General features: G+C 38.7%; 19 protein-coding genes. 4 read left to right on the top strand and 15 right to left on the bottom strand.

The annotated features are described in order from the left end of the window. Window positions 1-122 precede the first annotated feature (122 nt). Entirely contained in the window at window positions 123-2,042 is a 1,920-nt protein-coding gene (locus K6V21_RS05900; RefSeq protein ID WP_224321212.1) for an alpha/beta hydrolase-fold protein, read from the top strand. 194 nt (window positions 2,043-2,236) lie between these two features. Next, the gene (locus tag K6V21_RS05895; protein ID WP_224321211.1) at window positions 2,237-4,321 is read left to right on the top strand and encodes a hypothetical protein; all 2,085 of its coding nucleotides are present in this window, start codon (window positions 2,237-2,239) and stop codon (window positions 4,319-4,321) included. A 55-nt stretch (window positions 4,322-4,376) separates the two neighbouring features. On the opposite strand, the gene K6V21_RS05890 is transcribed toward K6V21_RS05895, so the two are convergent. Together K6V21_RS05890 and K6V21_RS05885 are read right to left on the bottom strand one after the other, a co-directional pair. Next, on the bottom strand, window positions 4,377-6,284 hold the full coding sequence (locus K6V21_RS05890; RefSeq protein WP_224321210.1) for a glycoside hydrolase family 97 protein: 1,908 nt from the start codon (window positions 6,282-6,284) through the stop codon (window positions 4,377-4,379). Window positions 6,285-6,301: 17 nt separating this feature from the next. Beyond that, the gene (locus tag K6V21_RS05885) at window positions 6,302-9,409 is read right to left on the bottom strand and encodes a glycoside hydrolase family 2 TIM barrel-domain containing protein (protein ID WP_224321209.1); all 3,108 of its coding nucleotides are present in this window, start codon (window positions 9,407-9,409) and stop codon (window positions 6,302-6,304) included. 554 nt (window positions 9,410-9,963) lie between these two features. Here K6V21_RS05885 and K6V21_RS05880 point away from each other — a divergent pair. Both K6V21_RS05880 and K6V21_RS05875 read left to right on the top strand, forming a co-directional pair. Next, window positions 9,964-10,335, top strand: a complete 372-nt coding sequence (locus K6V21_RS05880) for a transposase (RefSeq protein ID WP_117723955.1) — start codon at window positions 9,964-9,966, stop codon at window positions 10,333-10,335. Window positions 10,336-10,364: 29 nt separating this feature from the next. Then, entirely contained in the window at window positions 10,365-11,213 is an 849-nt protein-coding gene (locus tag K6V21_RS05875) for an IS3 family transposase (protein WP_262903781.1), read from the top strand. Between the two features lie 411 nt (window positions 11,214-11,624). On the opposite strand, the gene K6V21_RS05870 is transcribed toward K6V21_RS05875, so the two are convergent. The 13 genes from K6V21_RS05870 to K6V21_RS05805 form a co-directional block, all read right to left on the bottom strand. Then, complete coding sequence (locus tag K6V21_RS05870; RefSeq protein ID WP_217715822.1) at window positions 11,625-12,854, bottom strand: site-specific DNA-methyltransferase; 1,230 nt, start codon at window positions 12,852-12,854, stop codon at window positions 11,625-11,627. A 10-nt stretch (window positions 12,855-12,864) separates the two neighbouring features. Continuing rightward, the gene (locus K6V21_RS05865) at window positions 12,865-13,728 is read right to left on the bottom strand and encodes a bstEII (protein ID WP_217715821.1); all 864 of its coding nucleotides are present in this window, start codon (window positions 13,726-13,728) and stop codon (window positions 12,865-12,867) included. A gap of 604 nt (window positions 13,729-14,332) precedes the next feature. Continuing rightward, on the bottom strand, window positions 14,333-14,677 hold the full coding sequence (locus K6V21_RS05855; RefSeq protein WP_224321208.1) for a 6-bladed beta-propeller: 345 nt from the start codon (window positions 14,675-14,677) through the stop codon (window positions 14,333-14,335). Between the two features lie 234 nt (window positions 14,678-14,911). Continuing rightward, a complete protein-coding gene (locus K6V21_RS05850) occupies window positions 14,912-15,886 on the bottom strand; it encodes a DUF2059 domain-containing protein (RefSeq protein ID WP_224321207.1) in 975 nt (324 codons plus the stop codon). Between the two features lie 173 nt (window positions 15,887-16,059). Continuing rightward, window positions 16,060-17,286 (bottom strand): 6-bladed beta-propeller, encoded by a 1,227-nt coding sequence (locus tag K6V21_RS05845; protein ID WP_224321206.1) that lies wholly within the window; start codon window positions 17,284-17,286, stop codon window positions 16,060-16,062. Window positions 17,287-17,703: 417 nt separating this feature from the next. After that, window positions 17,704-18,747 (bottom strand): TlpA disulfide reductase family protein, encoded by a 1,044-nt coding sequence (locus K6V21_RS05840; RefSeq protein WP_224321205.1) that lies wholly within the window; start codon window positions 18,745-18,747, stop codon window positions 17,704-17,706. 33 nt (window positions 18,748-18,780) lie between these two features. Next, complete coding sequence (locus K6V21_RS05835) at window positions 18,781-19,149, bottom strand: hypothetical protein (protein WP_224321204.1); 369 nt, start codon at window positions 19,147-19,149, stop codon at window positions 18,781-18,783. 1 nt (window position 19,150) lies between these two features. Beyond that, window positions 19,151-19,453, bottom strand: a complete 303-nt coding sequence (locus K6V21_RS05830; RefSeq protein WP_224321203.1) for a hypothetical protein — start codon at window positions 19,451-19,453, stop codon at window positions 19,151-19,153. Between the two features lie 573 nt (window positions 19,454-20,026). Further along, complete coding sequence (locus K6V21_RS05825; RefSeq protein WP_224321202.1) at window positions 20,027-20,314, bottom strand: hypothetical protein; 288 nt, start codon at window positions 20,312-20,314, stop codon at window positions 20,027-20,029. A gap of 101 nt (window positions 20,315-20,415) precedes the next feature. Then, complete coding sequence (gene lepB / locus K6V21_RS05820; protein WP_224321201.1) at window positions 20,416-21,165, bottom strand: signal peptidase I; 750 nt, start codon at window positions 21,163-21,165, stop codon at window positions 20,416-20,418. After that, on the bottom strand, window positions 21,152-21,727 hold the full coding sequence (locus K6V21_RS05815; protein ID WP_007661109.1) for a hypothetical protein: 576 nt from the start codon (window positions 21,725-21,727) through the stop codon (window positions 21,152-21,154). The genes lepB and K6V21_RS05815 overlap by 14 nt, the downstream gene beginning before the upstream one ends. Continuing rightward, window positions 21,711-22,958 carry a 6-bladed beta-propeller gene (locus K6V21_RS05810; protein ID WP_224321200.1) on the bottom strand — a complete coding sequence of 416 codons (1,248 nt, stop codon included), beginning with the start codon at window positions 22,956-22,958 and terminating at the stop codon, window positions 21,711-21,713. Before K6V21_RS05810 ends, K6V21_RS05815 begins: the two co-directional genes overlap by 17 nt. Continuing rightward, window positions 22,958-23,326: a hypothetical protein gene (locus K6V21_RS05805; protein ID WP_007661111.1), complete on the bottom strand. Its 369-nt coding sequence runs from the start codon at window positions 23,324-23,326 to the stop codon at window positions 22,958-22,960. Before K6V21_RS05805 ends, K6V21_RS05810 begins: the two co-directional genes overlap by 1 nt. Between the last annotated feature and the right edge of the window lie 3 nt (window positions 23,327-23,329).

The following is a 23,329-nucleotide window of genomic DNA, read 5'->3' as shown; positions in this document are numbered from 1 at the left end:
AACTCTACCGTACCTGCTCCGTACATTTTTCAAAAGATGTAACATCATGAAAGAAACGTGTAACATCATTATTGGGCTGAGAAAACAGAATGCAGTATGTTTGCGACATAAAATTCAGAACCATGAAAAACATTGCAATCATCTTAGTATGCGCATTGGCGTATTGCTTCGGGGTACAGGCACAAAGTAGTATCCCCCACTCCCAGGCTGGTTTCGACGTAGAAAAGACAGGAATAGCCCAAGGGAAAATAGAAACGGTGACTTATAACTCTAAAACCGTCGGTACGAAGCGGAAAGCATTGGTTTATACCCCTCCCGGCTTCAGCAAAAGTAAGAAATATCCCGTACTTTATCTGCTGCACGGTATCGGTGGCGATGAACTGGAATGGTTCAATAATGGCAAACCGCAAGTCATTCTCGATAACCTGTATGCCGAAGGCAAACTAACGCCGATGATCGTAGTACTTCCCAACGGAAGAGCCATAAAAGATGACCGCGCTACGGGCAATATCATGGCTCCGGATAAAGTGGAAGGCTTCGCCATTTTTGAAAAAGATCTGCTGAACGACCTGATTCCCTTTATTGAAAAGACATATCCTGTAATCAAGAACCGGGAGAGCAGGGCCATCGCAGGACTGTCAATGGGTGGCGGACAATCCCTAAATTTTGGTCTGGGAAATCTGGATAAATTTGCTTGGGTAGGAGGGTTCTCATCCGCTCCTAATACCAAAGCACCCGAAGTGCTTGTCCCTAATCCGGAAGCTGCCAAACAACAACTGAAACTACTGTGGATATCCTGCGGGGACAATGACAACCTAATGTCCTTCAGCGAGCGCACTCACCTCTATCTGCAACGGCATCGGGTTCCCCACATCTTCTATGTGGAGCCGGGCGGGCACGACTTCAATGTATGGAAGAATGACCTCTACCTATTCTCTCAATTGCTATTCAAGCCTGTAGAGACATCAAGCTTCGATAAATACGGCCTTCACGGAGCACGCGCGGAATCCAACGTACGGAATTCCAAATATCCGCAACTGACGGCAGACCACCGCGCTATTTTTCGCATAAAAGCCCCGGATGCACAAAAAGTACAGATAGACCTGGGACGGAAATACGATATGGTCAGACAGGAAGGGGGTATCTGGGAAACAGTAACCGACTCTTTGGGAGAAGGTTTCCACTACTATTCACTACTGATTGACGGAGTGGCGGTAGCTGATCCCAGCAGCGAGACTTTCTATGGCATGGGACGTATGGCAAGCGGCATTGAAGTGCCTTTTGAAGGTGGAGAATATTATGCGCTGAAAGATGTGCCGCATGGCGATATCCGCATGAAGCGTTATTATTCGGAGGTAAGCCGCTCGTGGAGACGCTTCTTCGTATATACTCCGGCAGGATATGACACCCGCACAGACGAGAAATATCCCGTTCTATACCTTCTGCACGGTGGTGGAGAAGACGAACGCGGCTGGGGCACACAAGGAAAGACCGACCTGATCATGGACAACCTGATCGCAGCAGGAAAAGCCAAACCCATGTTAGTAGTAATGCTTGATGGCAATATGCCTTCTGCCGGATTCAGTGCCGGTGCCTTGAAAGCATTCGAAGCCGAGCTGATGCAGGCTGTCATTCCATTTGTAGAAGATAACTACCGTGTCAGAAAAGAAGCAGACAGCCGGGCACTTGCAGGCTTGTCCATGGGAGGTATACAGACACTTTATGCCGGATTGTATCATACAGATTTGTTTGCCCATCTCGGTGTATTCAGTTCCGGATGGCTACCTTTTTACCAGAAAATCGCAGATGACCAATACGAGTTTATCAACAAGAATAAAGCGGCAATAGACTCTCAACTAAGATTACTCTGGATCGCCATGGGAGGCAAAGAAGATATAGCCTACCAGAACTGCCAGAATATGCTTAAAGAGTTTGATACGCTAAAACTGAAATATACATATTCCGAATATCCGGGTGGACACACCTGGCCGGTATGGAGGAATAATCTGTATCATTTTGCACAATTGTTATTCAACAAATAACAAAAGACACATGAGAAAACAATCTATCTTCTTACTCAATACTTACAAGGATTATCACAAATATATCTGATTTTGAAATTCAAATATCTAATATCAAAAGCCACTCATTCTTCGATAGCTTACTTTTGTCGCATGGTGTCTTATTGAACAAATAATAACATAAATATTTACGTATAAAAAAGATTAGATTGGTTATGAAAAGAATTCAAGTCGTTTTATTATTGTTTGCTATTGTCCCTATGTTTGCAATAACAAAAGCAATAGCCGGTAATAATAATCAGCCGAAAACGTCCAAGTTTGTTTATCACGGAGCGGGTAACCCGTACCTGCCATTATGGGAGCATCTGCCGGACGGAGAGCCCCGTGTTTTTGAAGACCCCGACAATCCGGGAAAGTTCCGCGCTTACATCATCGGTTCGCACGATGTCCGCTTCGGCAGTTATTGCGGACCGGACATCAGGATGTGGTCGGCACCCGTAGAAGATTTATCAAGTTGGCGTGACGAAGGAGCTATCTTTACTTATCAAGTAGAAGGACAATGGGATGTGATGTACGCCCCCGACCTTGTTGAAGTGAAAAGAAAGGACGGCACAAAAGAATATTATCTGTTCCCGCACAGCCGCGGCAGAGACAGGGAAGCGATGGTGGCTAAAGGAAGCCGTCCCGACGGACCTTTTACACCCGTCAACCTGACCGCCGACGGCACGAAAACCCTGCCCGGAAGTATTTTGGGATTCGACCCGTCTGTATATATCGAATACATCACAGACCCGGACGACCCTGATTATGAAATCGGATTCAGAGCCTATGGATATTGGGGATTTCAACGCTCATTAGCCGCCCAACTGGATCAGAACACCATGTATTCCGTACGCCCCGGAACAGAGGTTATCCCCTATTTCATGCCGGCAGGCGTCCGCAGAGGCAACAACCGTGGGCCGAAGAATATTTCATATCCGCACATCTTTCCCGGAGAAGACCTTGAAGCATTCAACTTCTTTGAAGCCTCATCCATACGTAAGATTGGAAATAAATATGTGACCATTTATAGCGGACATTCAGGTCCCGATTATGGATTGGGCAGTTCCAACTCCACTTTGCGCTACGCTTATGGTGACTCTCCGCTGGGTCCGTGGAAGAGCGGCGGCGTTCTGGTCGACTCTCGTGCACCAGTGTTAAACCAAGACGGTTCACGCCTGCAAACAACTAATGCAGGACACAATACGCATGGAAGTATAGAACTCATCAACGGACAATGGTACGTATTCTATCACCGCCCGCCCCGTGGCTTCGGCAACGCCCGCCAGTCTATGGTAGCTCCGATTCATGTGGAATGGGATAAGAAACCGGTGTCGGAAGGCGGCAAGGTTTCCATCAGAGCCTACGATCCGTATGCAAAAGATAAAATCTGGACAGCCAAAGACAGCCAGGGGAATGAATACAAAGGAGCGGAAGTAACTTCGGAAGGCTTCCATATATTTGGTCTTGATCCTTATCAATACTATTCCGCAGGATTTGCATGTTATCTCTCCGACGGACGTATCCAACAGGATTCATGGGACATCTGGGATAACCACGCTCCTATCACAAACGTGAAGAACGGCAATATAATAGGATATAAGTACTTCGGCTTCGGCGGATTGAATAAAGATAAACTGGGCCTGAAAGCTTTCGAAGGAACCAAAAAGGGAAACAAAACAGCCTTCAACCTCTTCCTTGCACCGAAAACATCAAAGACGTTTAAAGTGAATGTTTGGTTAGACGGTCCGTGGGATAACGAAACCTGGAAAGGAACGAAGATAGGTGAGATAGTTGTTCCCGCCAATTCGGCACAGGAAACAACACAGTTTACAATCGACGTATCGAAGTTTGTTGACCATTTGGACAAGAAACATGCAATCTACCTCGTTGCAGAAAGCCAGGAGACCAGCGATCTCTTTGATTTAGCCGGATTGGGATTCAGTTCCAACAAGAAGAAAATTGTTCGTCCGGTTGTCCCCAAAGTAAATATCGAAGTAAACGGAAAAGCAATCGAAGTGCCGGAAACTCCTGTACGTTCTACCGAAAGCAATGGTATCACCGGCTATGACATCTATGAGGCTGTCTACAAACTTCCCACCGGAACAACCGGAATACCTACTGTGTCGGCATCAGCGACTGATAAGAGTGTGAAAGTAGAAATTATCCAGGCAACATCGGTTTCCGGAACTGCTATTGTGAAATTCGACTATAAAGGGGTGGTTAAAACATATAAGGTTGTGTTTAGTCCGCTTGCATAAGAAAACAAATAGGTGAAATATATGAAGTAAGATTAATAAAACAGTAGCTGGATAGCTACTGTTTTATTAATCTTCCAATACGGATACAAGCTCCGCCACCCGGCGCTAACTTTATATTCAAAACTTCATTCCGCGTTACTTTCTTTTTCGAAACCTTAATCGTTTCTCTGTTACTCAAATAATGGGCATTCTCTCCATCTTCTACAATTTCCGCTTCATAGTCTCCTTTACCTAAGAAAGACAGCGGCACACGTAAAGTTCTACTTTCTTCGTTAGTTGCAGCTCCTATCAAGAATACTCCATCTTCCGCTTGACGCATCATTACGATATATTCCCCTATTTCGCCATCTAAAGTCTTACTTTCCAGCCAAGGCATTTTCTGTGCAGACAAAAAGCGGAGTAAAGCTGGATATTTACGATAATATTCGGGAATATCCGGAATAATCGTCGCGCCGGAGAAAGTAATCAATGTCCGTGCAGCTTCCGATACCACTGTCGAAGGCACTTCCTGATTGTTATCCGAACGTGTCGTTCTTCCTTGCCGAAGGTCAAACATACCGTTATTCATATCAATCGGGCCGGCTACCATATTTACAAATACCGAAGTTACAAAGGTCTTGGGATAGAAGATCTCGTGTCCGTCCAATTGAGCTTTGCAATATTCACGTGTCACAGCATTGGGCCATGTCCGCATCTGCCCATAGGGATGCACCGGATAATCATGAAAATCTACCAATAATTTATACCGTGCACACATTTCCGTTATACTCTTTGTTCTAATATTCTTCTCTTCAGGGTTTCCGGCCATAAAACCATACTTCACTCCGGCAGCTCCCCACTCCCCATATTGTTTCAAAGTTTCTTCCAACGGATAATTACGTCCTCCCACATCATTCAGATACAGCCAGATACCCACTCCTTTCTGCTTTCCATATTGAATCAATTTTCGCACATCCCTGGCCTTATCTCCCTTAACGGGGTCCGAACCCTGCTCAAACTCAGGTCCATACCAATTGGCATCAAGAACCAGATAGGCAAAACCCTGCTCTGCGGCAAAATCAACCGCTCTTTCCCAGGAAGGATAGGACATTGTATAATTAAACCCTTCCCACTGAGCACCATTCATACGCCAGTCCCACAATGCAACTCCCGGCTTCACCCATGAGAAATCATATTCTCCGGAAGGTTCCGGATTCAATAATTCCACGAGATGAGAATCCACCAGATCGCCCGGCCGGTTGCCACAAAGCACCACACGCCATGCCGATTGATATCCCGCACGAAGCAAATGCGGTTTCGCAGAAACAGAAAACAAGCATCGCCCCTTTTCCGATTTCAGTTTCAAAGGTTCACCCTCATCCAGACAAGCCTCATGTACAGCCAGGTATAAATCTTCCGCAGCCTTCACCGTCATCACGGGCAAGCGCTCGCCATCTGTTTCGGTCAATCGTTCCGGACCGATATTATGCCTTTCTCCATTATAATACCACGCGGTATAGTCGCCTGCAAAATTAAAAGTGGTAAGTTCCAGTGCAGAACCCGCCCCCTGAGGCAACACATAGCGAAAAGCCACACCTTCATTATAAGCCCGCGCCACTATCTCCAAAGCATCCGATGATTCCGCTTCATTCACAAAAGACAACTTCATCTCATTGTATTTATCGGGCACTACGGCACGCTTTCCCCACAGAGGCTTCCAAACAGAATTCACTTTGTTACGGATAACCTTTCCCATTTTCCATCCTTGGGAAGGAAAAGACACCCCATCCTCTGTTTTAAATCCCAATGCAGAAGCCTCAATCACTTGTTTACGCTTCACAGATAGTTGATAAGTCAGCTCACCGGCATCCGTTTGAATAATCGCTAACTGTATCTTTCCGTCAGGCGAATCAACCGTACATCTTTTTTCACCGGCATAACAATATGTTCCTATCAATAAGAACAACAAACACAATTTTCTCATAATCCGAATTTATCACATCAATAAACTTTATTAAATACCGGCTTCATTATAAAGCTGAATTCATAATTACCGTACGGCAAGCGGTATTGCGGATAAGCGATAGCTCCCCAACTATTTTCACAAGCCAGCCCCAATTGAGCCTTGTCTATGCAAATATTCGTATAATCCACCGGGATTACTTCCGGCGAATGACGCTGATCTTTATTCAATCCGTCGTCCAAAGATTCAATCGTATAGTTCAGAGCTGATGCCGAGAACGGGGCTTCCGCAACAAATTGCAACCCGGAACCCGCTTCGTTCAGTTGTCTCCACCAACGTATATCAGTCTTAGTACCCGTTTCCTGCGGACGGATATATGGGTAGAATTGTTCAGCCACCGTCTGACGGTAAATTCCCAAATCTGTTGCATGATTGCGGTCCGAATAGTTTTCCACAGGACCTCTGCCATAATAATTGATTCTATAGAATTCGTCAGGCATCTGCATCTGCATGCCGAAGCGGAACATATCGGGCACTTTCTCTGCTTCACCGGCAGCCATTTTCTGAGTAACTTTTATCTCACCTGCATTATTTATCACATAAGTCAGATATAGTTTAGCAGAGACATCCGGCATTTCATATCCGGCTTCAACTACAACCGTCCCATTCTCCTGCTTGTTGGTAAATGAAGTCCTTTTAAGTTTGGGATTCAGCCATACCCTGTATTTGTGCTGCAATCTGGCACCATAATCATTGTCAGTAGGCGCACGCCAGAAATTAGGCACGAGTTGTCCGCCATCATTCATCAATTCCTTGCCTGCAACCTTATATCTGCTCAGGAAACCATTGTTCTTCGCAAACTCGATAATGAAATCCTCACCTTCAATAATCAGATAATTACCATCATTATTATTCACGGAGGGAGCAACGGATTCTATATTTGCTTTCTTTACATTCACTAATGCCATATCGGGTGCCTTATAGGGAGTGACGGACATTTGAGCTTTTGCAACAGTAAATCCGGGAGATAATAAGGTTTCAGCCTTTTTAAGTTTATAAGATACATTCAGCAATAGTTCCTTGTCTTTATACGAGTTTATATCGGAGATGTCCAGTTTCAGTCTTGCCGATTGTTGAGGAGCTACATCAAGATTGCCAACAGTGCCGGCTTCTACCAATTCACCATCTGCCAATAACTGCCAATCCAGATAATAAGCGGAAAGATCACGGAAGAAATTCTCATTGAAGATTTCTATTTCTCCATTTTGCAGGTTGACGGGACGTGTCCAAATGGACTGATAAAAGTAACCCACTTCGTACATATGCGGATTCGGTATCCTGTCAGGGCTTATCAGACCATTATCACAGAAATTATTGTCAGAGCCATCATACTTATTAAAATCTCCGCCATACGCATATATCTCTATGCCGTCTTTATTTTTCCAACGCACAGACTGGTCAACAAAGTCCCAGATGAACCCACCCTGAAATTTCGGATATTTGCGTATCAGGTCCCAATATTCTTTGAATCCACCCATAGAATTACCCATAGCATGCGCATATTCACACTGTATAAGCGGTTTAGTGGCATTACTCTTGGCATAGTCCTCGCAAGCGCTGTACCACAGATACATCGGGCAGAAAATATCGGTATAATAATCATGACCGGCCTGTTCATATTGCACGGGACGCGTTGCATCTTCCGCTTTTATCCAACGATAGCAAGCTTCGAAATTAGGACCGGGACCGGTTTCGTTACCCAACGACCAGATAATGACCGAAGGATGATTGTAACTACGCTGCACATTACGCTGGTTGCGTTCCAGATGTGCTTTGGCAAAAGACGGGTGTTTAGAAAGCTGATTATTAGTATATAACATTCCATGTGCCTCTACATTAGCCTCAGCCACGACATACAAACCATACTCATCGCACAGTTCATACCAAAGATTATCATCAGGATAATGGCATGTACGCACGGCATTGATATTGAACTGCTTCATAATCCGAATGTCCTGCAACATACGCTCCCGCGAAACAACATATCCATAATCCGGGTCCATCTCATGGCGGTTGACTCCCTTAATCAGTACAGGCTGCCCGTTCACAAGCAGTTGCGCATCTTTAATCTCGACTTTACGGAAACCTACTTTTACCGGAATAACTTCTAAAATATCATTGCCATTCTTCAAAGTAGCCGTCAGACAATAAAGATTGGGCATTTCCGCACTCCATTTAAGGGGATTCTCAACCTCCATAGCAGCCGAAAGATTGCCCGAGCCATTCACCCGGGTGTTTGCAACGATATTGCCTTTCGAATCCGATAGTTCCAATTCTACAGTACCCCGTCCTTTCATTTGGAGGGCAATATCCAACGATCCGTTGGCATACTGTTGGTCCAAGTCGGGAGTAACTCTGATGTCCTGAATATAGTTCTTGTTGCGGGTATACAAGTAGCAATCACGCCCCACACCCGAAAAACGGAAGAAATCCTGGTCTTCAAGATATGACCCGTCGCACCAACGGAACACCTGAAATGCAATCAGGTTTTTACCCGGTTTGAGATAACCCGACAAATCAAATTCCGCTTCCAATTTACTGTCTTCACTATACCCAACGTATTTACCATTTACCCACAAATAGATATTGGAAGTGACTGAACCCAAATGTGCAAAGATTTGCTTATCCTTCCACTCTGCCGGTATAACAATCTCCTTACGATAGGATCCCACATGATTGTTCTTTACAGGTATTTTCGGAGGATCTGTTCTGAACTGGTTCTTCCACGGATATCCAACATTAACATAAATAGGATCTCCATAGCCATTTAACTCCCATACAGCAGGTACTTTCAGCTCATCCCACGCACTATCGTTATAACCCAACCGATAAAAGTCGTCCGGGCGCTGGTCGGCATTCCTTACCCAATTAAATTTCCACATCCCATTCAGTGACAGAAAATTATCAGATTCTTCCTTCACACCTGCACGGGCAGCATCATGCGATTCATAGGCAAAATAGTTGGCATGCATCGGAGCACGATTTACAGCATTTACCTCCGGATCTCTCCACTCATTATTTTGTGATAAGGCAATTGTCTGAAATCCAATAGCCAAAGCAAATAAACTGAATAGCTTTTTCTTCATATCATTATTATTTAAAATATTTTTTTAATCAGATTGTCCTGCCATACTTATCATAGTTCCACACTTATATTGCTCACAAATATAAGAGCGCTCTGCCCTCCATGGCTTTCAATTTCAGACATTTTATTATTGAAAATAGATAAATCCAGCCTTTTCAGCTAATAAATCCGTATTCACTCGCTATACATAGAGTTTATGTACACTTTTACCTACACCGCCCTTGACAAGACATATATTTCTGATTATCTTTTTGTTATCCATCATATTCGCATAAATCCATCTCAGCACTTTTCCACTCTTTCTTTGCCGATTTCACCATATAGCTTTCTGATTTTCCAATATCTATTCGTAATTTTGTGCAGTATTCCTGCATTTATGCTCAAAATAGTTCTTTTTTATCGATAAGTCGGATCGGGTTGATGTTGTATAATCTCAGTTTTGATCGGGTGATGTTTTTTTTCGGTAACATCTGTGGGAATTCCAATACCCTGATAAAAAATGTCTTATACGGATTTAGGTTGACACCTATTTGGCGGCATAAAAAGAGAAAAACTATGCCAAATTCATCTCATCAAAGCTATTCTGAGACTTTCAAGTTGGAAGTTCTTAGAGATTATTACACTAGTGGTATGTCAACTTATGTTATCTCAAAGAAGTGGGGTATTCCAAGTCATAGTACCCTTTTTAAGTGGATCCGTAAGTATCCCCTTCATTCAGAATCGCTATCTTTGCCTTCTGAACTGTTAGCGGAGCTAGAAATGAAAAAAGAACCCAAATCGCGCGAAGAAGTTCTTGAAGAGGAGATTTTGCGTCTTCAAAAAGCCTTGGAGCTTGAAAAATTACGCTCCCATGCCTTCAAGAAGCTGATCGAACTCACCGAAACTGAAGAAAAGATTTCTATCTTAAAAAAAGGTGGTGCCAAATAGTAACAGGCCTTCGTGAAGAGTTCCCTTCCATGAGTGTGAGAACTCTTTGCGGTCTATTTGGCATGTCTGCCCAGGCCTACTACAAAAAGAAAAAAACAATTCTTTCACGCAGTCAGATACGGACAGCCATCTTGTCTGCGGTTCACTATTACCGTTCGAAAGCCCCCGGTATGGGTGCGTTGAAGCTACATTATGAACTTTGCTCCATCTACGGCAGTGGCGCGGTCGGTGGCAGGGATGCATTCCTGAACCTGATGCGTGCGGAACATCTCATGCTCCCTGCCAAGAAGCCCCGCCGCACAACGAACTCAAACCATCTGTACAAGAAATACCCTAATCTGATAAAAGGCGTAACCGCACAATATCCGAATCATATCTGGGTCAGCGATATTACCTATATCTGGATTGAAGGTGGTGTATGCTATCTTCACTTGCTCACAGATATGTACTCTCATGCAGTGTTGGGATGGGTACTCGCTCCCGGACTTCAGTCTGAGTATACGCAACAAGCATTGGAACAAGCAATAACCCAGGCCGGAGGAGGAAACCTGTGCGCCACGATACACCACTCGGATAGAGGTTCACAATATGCATGTAATGCTTATATCGGTATCTTGACAGAACACCATATACGTATCAGTATGACTGAAAGTTACAATCCGACAGACAATGCGGTAGCCGAAAGAATGAACGGTATACTGAAGACAGAATGGATATACGGGATGGCGCTGTTTAAAGACGAGAAACATGCGCGCAGGCAGATTGCGGAGATGATAGAATTCTACAATAATGAACGCCCGCACATGAGTATTGGAATGAAAAAGCCAATGGATGTATACTATGGAGAAGTGCCGGGAAAATGTCTGTGGAAAAAGTAATGCCGTATGTTTGAAATGACAAATAAACAGTATATTTGCATCACCGAGAATCGGAGGCGTGACGATTTAAGCCATTGTCTCAAAAAAGCCAATAGGGCATCGAGCCCTATTGACTTTTACCGAGAACCGGAAAACAATCTGATTTGTCCATTGTTTTCGGAAGTGACAACTATTTTAGGGACAATGCAGCTTAACTAACAACATTTTTAGGAAAGAACAATAGAATATAACAACTTATTTAGCAACTAGTCGCTAAAAGTAACAACCGGATTTAGTATAAGTCAAAACACAAGTTTCCGAGTGCAGGAAACGACAGTTTCCTCTAATAGAAACGCGAGTTTCCTTTAATGGGAACTGTCGTTTCTCTTCATGGGAACGCTCGTTGATGAAATCAATCGGTTGTAACAATTATCAAATTTCCTCGAACAGCTGATATTGAATCTTATGGACAGTATTATCATTATCTAATGTATCGTCTCCATTATTGAGATCTAAACCATCAAAAAGAGAGTGCGGGGCAATATCCTTCTTTTTCTTTCTCTGCGAAACATAATCCCCAATAGGTTTAGTTCCATTCGCAAATCTATCTTGAATAATTCTTATCGATTCTTCCCCTATATCAATACCAATCCATTGTCTGCCAAGTTCCTCAGCAGCAACCAAAGTGGTACCAGAGCCAACAAAGCAATCAAGTACAATGTCACCTGGATTCGAGGATGCGTCAATAATTCGTTTTAACATATCAATATTTTTTTCTGTTGGATAGCCTGTCAAGTGAGTATTCTGATTATTTACATCTAAGAAATCTAACCAAATATCTTGAACAGGTATTCCTTTACTTTGATCTAAATAAACTTTTCTTCTAGGATTGCCATTTGAAGACCAATAGATTTCGCCTCTAGCATCCATTTCATCAAGTTTATCAGGTGTGTATTGCCAATGTTTTCCTTCTGGTGGCATCATCCCACGCCAAGAACCACCCGTCGCACCATTACGTGTACCAGGTGCATGACATGGAACTCTCTTGTGACGTCGTCCTGTCCCTTCTTCTATAAAAGGATATTCTTTGAGAACTTTCTCGTCATCCCATTGTTCATAAGGTCTATTCCATTTTGCAGAATCAGATTTTGTGTAGAAGAGTATATAGTCCGATATATTTCCATATGTCGTTCTTGTGAAATTTTTTGATTTACACTTCTTACGAGTTATCATGCCCCTAAAATTCTTTTCACCCCAAATTGAATCCATCAAGATTTTTATATGGAATACCATATTGCTATCTAAATGAACATAAATTGAACCAGAAGGAGATAACAATTTGTGCATTAAAAGAAGTCTAGCTTCCATGAACCTAATATATCCTTCGGTTGTAAAATTATCGTTATATGCATGTTTTAAATCCCTCGTTTCAAAAGCACCACCTGTATTATACGGAGGATCTATGTATATCAAGTCTACTTTTCCACATACATTTTCATCTTTGATAAGATAATTGAGTACATCTAAATTGTCTGCGTGATATAGTCTTTTGATTAAATCTCCACTATAATCATTTGTACATCTAAACCGAATTTGGTCTTTTGGAACAAGCGATATAGAAGAGATTGTTGAACACGTATTTGATGTTATGCCGACCGCCATAATTAATGAATTAAAAATTCAACCATTTTTCTGTCAAACGCTCATCAAGCATTCGGAGAGTCAAAACCATTATTCTATCTGAATTTATTTTTTCAAGTTTCGAATAATCATCCCACATAGAACCTAGCAATAAACCAGGCCCATCATTTAGAAATATCACTTTTGTTTTAAGTCCCCTCTTTGATGTGTACGCTAAAATCTCTTTAGCACAATTATTATATCCGCCTGTTCGGTCATCTTCTTGCGCACCTCCTCGGTCACTATCATATCTGGCTAAACCAATAGCTAGAACATTTTTCTTTGCATCTCTAATAACAAAATCAACAGGCCTTGTAGGATTTGGATAATCAGGAAAAACGTTTTTTAATTGAACATCAGCTCCTGCTCTTTTGGGACCTTCTATGGAATAATTCGGAAATTTTGACTGAAACATGTCGAAAAAGTTTTCTGTCAGTGAATACCCCTTTTGTCCCCTATCTTTATATTCCCACAATATTGCACATAACGCTTCGTCTGGCAACGGCCTTTCATTAAATTTCTTCTGTACAATATTAATCGGCCTAAAATCTTTTCCAAAAGTAATGCAAACCATTGGAATTTTATTCTTTGATTTAAGCATTTCAACAGAAGTGTCAGGAGAAACGTATTTTCTAAATACACGAAGTAATTGAATTCTCATCCAAGTTTGGGTTAGTTTTGTTATCTCCTTAAGAAGCATCTCTGAAGAAGGAGATACTTTAAGAAGCTGACCAAAATATACTAATACCGGCTTATATAGTTCACACGCTTGGACTAAAATATCAGGATAAAATGCACCATTTGCCATGGTAATCTGATTTGGTGCATCATTTTTGTAATCTTCAAATGATTTCATATGCTGATTAAAATATATTAGTATTAACGACGGAATCTGAGGCAGAAGAGTAGATTCTTTATATCTCTTTAAATGTACAAAATTATAGTACTAACTTCTTTCTTTACCATAATGATTGTTTCATTTAAAGGAAACTAATAACTCTCTTACATCCACTTTTATAATGTTCGTTATCTCATATAGAACAGGTATAGGCGGTTGTACCTTGTTGGTCGCATAAAGAAAGATTGACCATATTGAAAATTTTGCCTAATTTATACGCTAAATCTGTTTGGCTCATGCCTCTTGCTTCCTAAAATTCCTTAATCCTATTCATGAGATGATATTGTTTTTAGTGCAAAGATACCTAATTAAATTTGGCAAACGGAACAAAAAGAGCAGAAACTATACCGAAACGACTGATTTTATAGTTTAGCTGTACTTCTATTGACCTTCAAAAAAACGCTATTACGCTGATTTTGACAGACAATAATTCATTGTAAGTGCTATAGTACCTTGCGTTATTATGGTTTAATCCCGAAACAATTTAGAGGTATATATTAACTAATTTCGATGTGACAATTCATACACTACTAATATAGGATTATCTTCCTCTACAATAGATTCATATACCTGCAGGTATTGTTTGTCGATCTTTTCCAAAGTTTCCTCTTTTGTCAAAAACAAAAACGCCCTTTGCCATCCTTTCATCTAAAATAATCAACTTATCCTTATATAAATCCATTTTATCGATACTGCCAATCATTACTTGAGCATTATCCAATCTTATTATTGTAACAGAATCGAACAGGTTGGAATAACAAAAATCATGTTTCATTTTTATCGTGTCAAAATTAACAGCATAAACCTTTGTATTACAAGAATAGACAGCCTTCTCCGCAGCACATGAAAACAATATCATTGCACATATGCATAAAAGAATATTATTAACACATAGACTTTCTTTCATAATAAAAATCTCTAAATAACAAATATACTATTTCAGCAAATTATATATCATAATACCCATAAGCAGATACAAAGCAACTACGCAAATACCCAAAACCGCCAGCCGTACATATTGTTTTCGCTTAGCCAGTATACGCATATTTCTGATATACATAAAAGCACCAATTAAAAAAGTACTTATCATGCAAAATGCCATCATATTTTCTTTAATTAATAAAGTAAAGAATATATATATCTAATATATTTCCTTGGCTCTCTTCTTAGAAGGCCGTAAGTAATCCTTTACTTTCACATCACAATATGTCTTGAAAATCCCATCATCATTGGAAGGTAACCTGTCTTTTTCATGAGGCAACTCAAGAATATCAATCACTTCTACACTTTTTTTCAGTTTGGGGAAAAGGAGGCTGACATAGATATACTTGGAGTTAAACCCCTCTACAGTCAATAATCTGTCTTGGGGAGCTCCTCCGTCATATCCTCTCACATGGTATTCATCACCCGTTTTCTTGTCAATTATCACAAACCCCGGACTATAGTACAGCCATTGCCAATTAAAATAAATAGGTTGCAGGAAAGTTACTTTCGTATCTTTGGCTCTTCTCTCAATGGAGTATAATGAAGGTTTTGTTCCCTCTGCTCTGTTATAAGGTCTCTTAGCCACCTCAATACTATCTTTGGGAAGCGCATAAGCTGCATCATATAGTTCCTGGTCCCGATTTCTCGTTTGCTCCATTGCATCCATGCTCCTGTCAGATTCCGGATGCGGTTCTTTCCTCATATCCACTTGTAGCCGGCTGACCAATAACGGCATAGCTTCACGCATAATACTTATTGCCGACTCTCTATATCGCTTTCCCAAAGGGGATTCATAAAACGCAATGGTTTCTTGCAGATCCTCCAAAGCTAAATGTTTCTTGTAGACAGGCATGTATATCTCCATGACCATCCGTTCCATCTTCTCTCTCCACGACTTGGCAAATGTATCCCAATAATCAGCATCTTTTTGGGGGGCATTCATCCTTGCCACGGCCAAAGTCTGTGGCAGAATCTCATCAATAGAATTCAAAGCACCGGTAACTTCCATTAGCTTCTTCAAAGCTACTTCGTATTCACTCGTCTCATCTGATTGTTGTGCGGAAACCGGTAAGACAAAACTCAACAATGCGACTACACACATTGCGACTTGAAAAATAATTTTGTTTCTCATAATATAGTTTTTAAATAATCTGTGATATTTATTGCATAGATAGTTCTTTTGTACAAGAAAAGCTAAATGAAAGCGTATACAAATTTTGCTAAATCACTTATAATCGAGAATTTGGTACTTTTATCAGCACTGATTCATAATTTTTCGTCATCGGCTTATCATATTAATACCAATTAACGCAGCGATTCATAATAAAATATCACAGGATTTGAATCTTCAGTTAACCTCCTTAAATCATCTATCTTATCCAAATTAGCCTTCACTTTACCTGCATGTAAAAAATCTAAAAGAAACTGTATTTGGTCAGTTTTAACATAACCATAAACTCCTTTCGAATCCGAGAAAGCAAATGTAGTCAAAATTACTCCATCAACATCAAATACAATATCGTCTTGAAAAAGATCAGTAGTCCGTACAGTATTCGTTACTTTATCATACATAACATACGGCATACTCATATTATTATAATATTGAAAACCAATCATACTTTCAGTTTCAAAATAATGATTAATATTATATGAAATATCTCTCTCGAATAATATTCGATGAAATGAAGATTCATTGCCTTCCTCCTGACATTTAATCAACTCATCAATATCTTTAGAAGTAATCCAATTTTTTGCTTTAAACGCAAGAAACGGTTTTATGCTCTCTTTTTCTATGGAAATAATGGTATCCATAAACATCTCTACATATTTAGAATTAGTACTGGTTACTGGATAAAAAAGACCACCGGTTCTCAGAAATAGTTCATTCCATCCTCTATTATATTCGGAAGACTTCAAATAAGAGTTTACGCATTTGCCTGTTGATTTATCTATTTTCTGCAATAAAAAAGAATCTTCGGTCTTTGAATAAGGTATGGCATTAGCAAATATTTCATTATCAATAAAGTTTATATAAGAGATTCCCAATCCATTATCATGAATGTTCATAGAACTAATAAACCGGGCTGTTTTTATATCATATCTGTTTATTCTATCATTATAAGAATCAAACAAATAGAGTTCTTTTTTATTAAAATCAATACTCACATCCGTAACGTAAACATATTCCCCCGGACCTTGACCAACCTTCCCTATTTTATGTATAAAATGCCCAGTCTTATCAAAGACAAATATTCCTCCGGGATGTTGATCATTATCCACTATTATAATAAAGTCATCCACCACTCTAATGTTACTAACATTATTTATAAGGCAATTTTCATTCGTTTCAAGAATAATAGTCTTAGCACTCTTAAAATAAGACGAAAAATTCACATATTTATCCTTGGTTATATTATCAATATCAATAATATATAGCGAGTCATTTTTATCAATAGGAGATACAATATCATTTTTCCCTCTTCTATCACAAGAAGCCAAAAAGAGAAAAAGAATTATTAGTGCATTTTTCATAAATATTAATCAGAATTATTCTGTAATAAAATCTACATTTGCGCAATAACATAAAGTAAGTTTTAACACAATCACTTGCAACTTCATCATCTGATTATGGTTGTATCGAATAAATTATCATATATAACAATTGACTTATAATGTATCGCATTTCTTTATAATATTTTTTCTTCTTCAAAAAACAGTCCACTGTTATCATAACAAACACCCAAATAAGTAATGTTACAGGTGTCTTATACTCTTTTTCCAAAGGGTTCTTTAGAATAATATAAAAGTTTAAAGATACTAATAAGATTTCACTGAATACAATAATCAAATGTCTCATATTATCTATATTTACATTACATGATCATTGGCGAACAAGTAATCTCCGTTATAGTTATTTCATTTATAGAATGCATACCTACCCTACGCCTTTCAGTTTTGGAAAAGACGATTCAAATCCTCTATACTGAAATTTCTTTTAAGAATTATTCCGTCGGGTGATATCAGCATCAATACCGGTATTTTATTTATTCCATACGAATTCACAAACGAATAATCTGCCAGTACTTGTGTCCAAGGAAGCCCTAACCGCTTAAGTGCTTTTTCCCAGTTTTTCCTATCACGATCTATTGAGATAGATAATAACTTTAGATTTTTGGAAGCATATTTTTCGCCCGCATTTCTGATTTCCGGTAACTCTGCAATGCAAGCCCCACACCACGAAGCCCAGATATTCACTAACACATAATGCCCATTCCCTATATAATCCGACAAATATACTTTCGTGCCGTCCGGTAATTCCACTTTAGAATCAACAAAATTACTGCCTTCTTGCACACTAAGCAGCTTTGTTATAAACCGATTGTTTTTCAGCATGGGAGAGGCATCGGCAAGCATAGCGTTTAATTCGTCAACGGTAATCTGTTCCTGAAAAATGCGAATCCAAAATGCAGGAATTATATTATCAAGATTCTCATAAACAGTTCTTTTTATAAATTCCTTTGTTCGTTTTATCACCTTTTCACGGGTAATTGCATATAATTTCTTTTTCCTTTCAGTTTCAACATTCAGACTATCCAATTTCTTAAAAGCATCTATACCAGCTTGATTCAGCACTTGATACTCCCTCCAACTCTTTTGAAATACATCATTAATTGGAGTGCCTTCGCACCAACCCTCCTTACCATCTGTACAAATACGAATATTCCCATTCTCAAGTACGGTGAAAATCCCATCCATACCATCAATGCATACAGCCGCCCAGCAAGGCTGTAGCAACTCTCCTTTAAAAATGAATTTTCCATTCACGACATTCGTACTATCAGCCTGCCGATTATCCTCTTCCAACATAACCAAAGCAACTTTTCGGCCTTCATATTCGTGATCTGCACTTCCCTCAATACTGTAATGTACTTGAGAGAAGGTTCTTCCTCCTACGAGAAGTAAGATTATTAATAGTACTATTTTCTTATCCATTTTAATATTATTATCAACGGTTCAGTAAAAAAACTACTCTCTTTCAATAATCCCTTCTTCCTCCAATTTCTTCTTCAACCGATAATAAGTATCAAGTTTACGATTCCAAACGTCATCGTTATCATCACTCAATAAACATGCTTTCTTCAAGATGCTTTCATGACTTTCTTCTGCAACAGGAGAGGCAACTTCATCCAATTCCGCAAATTCCACTTCTATTTCATCCCCTATTTTAAACTCTCCTCCATTCCATGTAACATGTATTCCTTCGGGCATTTTCAAACCTCCGATATTCCAGGAGCCTCCATCATATCCATGTTGCATTATCATAAGACTGACTTCACTATTTGGAATACTCGCTTTCCAAACAGTATCCCTCCATTTCACAATAATCCCTTTCATGCTATATAAGTCCCCTTCCTTTTAATTCCATTTTTAATTGCTCGTATCTCCTTTTCATCTCATCGCAATCACAATCTTCAATTGTCAAGACAGGCGATACCTTATCCGTATCGACCATTTTTATCAAGACTCTGTCACCTTCTTCCAACTTCTCTGTGAGCCAAGTGAGATAATGCAGAACATCACTTCCTTTTATTTTGATTCTGCCGGAAGAACATCCGAATGTCAAATCCGCAAATACAAAATAATCTGAAGCGGCAACTATAGGTTCTCGACCATTTATACTTATTTCAAAGCCTATCATAATCACTTATTATACAAAATTCTATCACTTTTTTTAATTTGATAATTTTTAATCATAACCACCCATATACCCACACAAAATCCCAATGCACCGGTAAAAAGTGAATGAATAACTGTAGGTTCTTCAATCCCAAACCATTGACACATATATATCCGTATTATATACCCCGATATTAGTGCCATTAAAAGACCTAACGCATATTTAATAATTTCTCTTATCATTGATTTATTACATATTGCAGACACATTTAAAACTTCAAACCTTTCGCTCCTTTTTTTAATTCTATCTGTTCAAAGTGCTATATATTTCCTTCTATGAAATAGAAACTCACAGCTAATGTTTGTTTTACCTATTTTTCTTTGATAATAGAAAAAACACGAACTAACATATGAATAGCAACCATAACAGCTATCGTAAGACATACGATCATCCAAAATGTTATATCTTTTTCATTGAAAAGATACTGCAATAGAAAAGCAACTACTGCACCTCCTATAATGTATATCAAAACAAATGAATACTTCATATTATTGATCATTAGTTATTATTTTAGTAGAATCACTCTTTTATCATTTACTGATCCTTAACTTCATTTTCGTCTACCCATTCAGACAATTTCTTGATTTTTTCTTCTAATAAATCAAGATCTTTGTTTGATATCGAATCATAGTCTTTGACTTCATAATACCAATTCTTAATGTTAGGGTATTTTTCTCGAATCTCTTCAACCCTCACTTCCACCTCCTCAGGAGTCATTCCACACTTCTGAGAAGGGCAGTCCTCAATGACATTATCATCATTGGTGCATCCTTGCCCAAACAAACAGAATACAAATAATAAAAGATAAATTAAATGTTTCATAAAATTATTTTTGATTCATACACTACCATCACTCAATATATACACTTTATTCAGCATGCTCTCATCAGTTTCTTCTATAAAAAGAAATCACTTTATAAAACTCATAACTTCCTAAACATCCTTTCCCAACGAATTTTGCCCATATCTCTATCTTTAGAAAACCATATAAATTGCCCTGTCCCTAATATAAAATCTTCTGGTAATATTCCCCAAAAGCGCGAATCATAAGAGTCAACGCAGTTATCACCACGCATGAAATAATAATTATTTTTAAAACGGTAACTATGCATTAATGTATCGGCATGCATTACTGTGCCATTAAGGAGCTTCGGCATTATCCCTGTTTCATACTCTATGCAACGATTATAATGCCGAAAATTCAATGAATCAATAACAACTACCTCTTCCTGACGAGGAAGATATACACTGTCTGAAACTGCATCCCATTCCCAAATATAAGTTTCTCCCGGAATAGCTACACACCGCTTACAAAAATACAAGTCAAAGTTCATTCTCATTTGTTCCTCTCCTTTAGAATAGGGGAAGTTAAATACCACCACATCACCTACACGCACACTGCGATCGCCTTTTTTCCGACTTATAATATAATGTCCTAAACGGGCATTATCTTCTCTCACCAATCGCCTTCCTGGAATACGTAAAGAGATTATAATGTAATCTCCTGCAAGTAAGGTAGGCGACATGGAATAAGTGGGAATAACACACGATACCAACCAATAAAGCCGAATAAAAACATAAGTTTGCACAAAGCCTAAACACCACAAAATTCCACAACTCAAATGTTTCAAGCATTGCTTAGAAAACAATTCCACAAACTTAATTTTTATCAAAATATTCCATCTTACTTTTTACACCACTAAGATATATACGCGTCATATCTTGCATGTTCTTTTTAGGAAAGAAGAAAGAATTGAGTCTTCCAAATTCATCTATAAAAGCAAAAAATCTTTGTTCAGTTCCATTTTCTCTATGAAACGGGAACTTTATAGAATCAGTGGAAACATTCATATATCTAAAATTACTAAACTTATTTCTAAGAATTATTTGATTGGTACGAGTTGTTCTATATACCGGAAGCAGCAATATTTTATCCTTTCTAATATCTTCCTGAATCTTATATAACTCTGCAAGATCTTGATATATACATTCATCACACATATCCTCTGAAAAACAATATATCAAAATATTCTTTCCCGGAAAAACAGTAGAATTTATACTTCCCATTGATATATCTTTTATCATTTCAACAGAATATATCACATAAGATGATAGTACATCAGTTTTCTTACGCAAGGTACTCATTTCGCATTCATTCTTTATACACATATAAATAATCTGTATAATACAGGCTACAACAAATATAAAAAATGTTTTCTCAATTCTTGTATTCATAATAGAGTATTACAGGATTTGAATCTTCATTTAACTCCTTTATGCTTTCTCGATTTATCAATTTTTCAGATATATTATCCTCATCTATAAAACATTTCAGCTCGGCCAGATTATCATTTGAAATATAATAATATCCTCCCATACTATCTGCACACAAAAATTTCGGCAATTGAAAATATTCAGGAATCATTCGAAATAAAACATCATTTGCCACCCGAGAATAAGTAAAAGCTATTCGTTTTTTCTCATCGTATTGCACAAAATAGAGGATTCGTCCCATACAACTAAAATACAGCATAGAGTCACACTCAAAGACATCAGATATTTGATAGATTTTGTTCTGAGCGGACAGACGAGTCAGTAAAGACATCATACGCTTACCACGAACTCTTGGATTGGAAGTTGGAACTTTTTCATCTTTCAGAAAATCTTCTTTCTGTACCAATCGTTCACTTTCTATTGCTAAAAAAGGGAATACCGCATCGCCCTTTATACACATAATGGTATCCATCAAACCTAGGACAAATAGATCCTTATTTTCTCTAATGTTATAAAATATATTTCCATGAATGAGTTCATCATTCCAACCCTTATTATAATATACCGCATCAAACCATTGAGCTATTTTCTTCCCCGATTTAACATCTATCTGATACAATAAATAATAAATTGACTCCTTTTCTTCATTTCTGTTTGAGGCTTGAGCCGCATACAAACAACCACTATTACACATGATATAATCAATGTCAATACTTTTATCTATGATTATGCTCTCTTTATAAGAAGCTGAAAATATATCATACTTATGAATCCTATGCTTAGCCATATCATATATATAAATTTCCCCTGCGTCAGCATTAATTCCAAAATCATTGCAACTGACATATTCATCCGGTCCTGCACCCAAATTTCCGAATTTACAAACAAAACTACCATCTTTACAAAAAGCATATACTCCTTGCGCTCTTCGGTCTAGCAAATATAACTTATCCTTATAAACAAGCATTTTGCTTATTTCAGTCAGCATAACTTCTTTGTTATCTAAAATAATAGCCGTTACTTTCTTATAAAGATCAGAATACTTAAATTCAGATGTACATGTACTATCCAAATTAGCTATAAATATTTCACCTCTGTCTACCTTATGATTTTCATTTTTACACGAAAATAAGACAAACAGCAAAATACAGAATAGTATTTTATTAACAGCAGCACATTTAACACCCATCATTATTTACACTCTTTTTTATCAATATATTCATCATGCTTAATCATAGCACCTTCACAATCATAAAAATAATATTCAACTCCATCATCACAAAGACCTAGTCCTTTACCTTCACATTTATAAGTAATAGTCGCACGGCCATTTTTCTTCACACCACGACAATCTTGTATAGACATATCACCAGTTATATCAGTACGACATGTACCATCATCGTCTCCACCATCCGGGTCACCTTCGCCTCTAGAAACAGAAACCAAAGATGTCATTAACAAATCATTTGAATAATCTATATCCAACATAACTTTTACATTCAGTATAGATACTGCACACAACACAATCGTAAATACGATCAATTTTAGATTCTTCTTCATAAT

This window comes from Bacteroides cellulosilyticus, assembly GCF_020091405.1.
Taxonomy (GTDB): domain Bacteria; phylum Bacteroidota; class Bacteroidia; order Bacteroidales; family Bacteroidaceae; genus Bacteroides.
Note: the sequence above shows the minus strand (reverse complement) of the source record. Positions and strands in the feature narration are given on the sequence as shown.

Excerpts from the sequence above, each read along its gene's own strand:
- K6V21_RS05875 (WP_262903781.1), top strand. The coding sequence starts at position 10,365 with ATGAGTGTGAGAACTCTTTGCGGTCTATTTGGCATGTCTGCCCAGGCC.
- K6V21_RS05855 (WP_224321208.1), bottom strand. The coding sequence starts at position 14,677 with ATGAAAGAAAGTCTATGTGTTAATAATATTCTTTTATGCATATGTGCA.
- K6V21_RS05805 (WP_007661111.1), bottom strand. The coding sequence starts at position 23,326 with ATGAAGAAGAATCTAAAATTGATCGTATTTACGATTGTGTTGTGTGCA.
- K6V21_RS05830 (WP_224321203.1), bottom strand. The coding sequence starts at position 19,453 with ATGATAGGCTTTGAAATAAGTATAAATGGTCGAGAACCTATAGTTGCC.
- K6V21_RS05890 (WP_224321210.1), bottom strand. The coding sequence starts at position 6,284 with ATGAGAAAATTGTGTTTGTTGTTCTTATTGATAGGAACATATTGTTAT.
- K6V21_RS05845 (WP_224321206.1), bottom strand. The coding sequence starts at position 17,286 with ATGAAAAATGCACTAATAATTCTTTTTCTCTTTTTGGCTTCTTGTGAT.
- K6V21_RS05895 (WP_224321211.1), top strand. The coding sequence starts at position 2,237 with ATGAAAAGAATTCAAGTCGTTTTATTATTGTTTGCTATTGTCCCTATG.
- K6V21_RS05810 (WP_224321200.1), bottom strand. The coding sequence starts at position 22,958 with ATGATGGGTGTTAAATGTGCTGCTGTTAATAAAATACTATTCTGTATT.
- K6V21_RS05815 (WP_007661109.1), bottom strand. The coding sequence starts at position 21,727 with ATGAATACAAGAATTGAGAAAACATTTTTTATATTTGTTGTAGCCTGT.
- K6V21_RS05900 (WP_224321212.1), top strand. The coding sequence starts at position 123 with ATGAAAAACATTGCAATCATCTTAGTATGCGCATTGGCGTATTGCTTC.
- K6V21_RS05850 (WP_224321207.1), bottom strand. The coding sequence starts at position 15,886 with ATGAGAAACAAAATTATTTTTCAAGTCGCAATGTGTGTAGTCGCATTG.
- K6V21_RS05880 (WP_117723955.1), top strand. The coding sequence starts at position 9,964 with ATGCCAAATTCATCTCATCAAAGCTATTCTGAGACTTTCAAGTTGGAA.
- K6V21_RS05865 (WP_217715821.1), bottom strand. The coding sequence starts at position 13,728 with ATGAAATCATTTGAAGATTACAAAAATGATGCACCAAATCAGATTACC.
- K6V21_RS05885 (WP_224321209.1), bottom strand. The coding sequence starts at position 9,409 with ATGAAGAAAAAGCTATTCAGTTTATTTGCTTTGGCTATTGGATTTCAG.
- K6V21_RS05870 (WP_217715822.1), bottom strand. The coding sequence starts at position 12,854 with ATGGCGGTCGGCATAACATCAAATACGTGTTCAACAATCTCTTCTATA.
- K6V21_RS05835 (WP_224321204.1), bottom strand. The coding sequence starts at position 19,149 with ATGAAAGGGATTATTGTGAAATGGAGGGATACTGTTTGGAAAGCGAGT.
- K6V21_RS05825 (WP_224321202.1), bottom strand. The coding sequence starts at position 20,314 with ATGAAACATTTAATTTATCTTTTATTATTTGTATTCTGTTTGTTTGGG.
- K6V21_RS05840 (WP_224321205.1), bottom strand. The coding sequence starts at position 18,747 with ATGGATAAGAAAATAGTACTATTAATAATCTTACTTCTCGTAGGAGGA.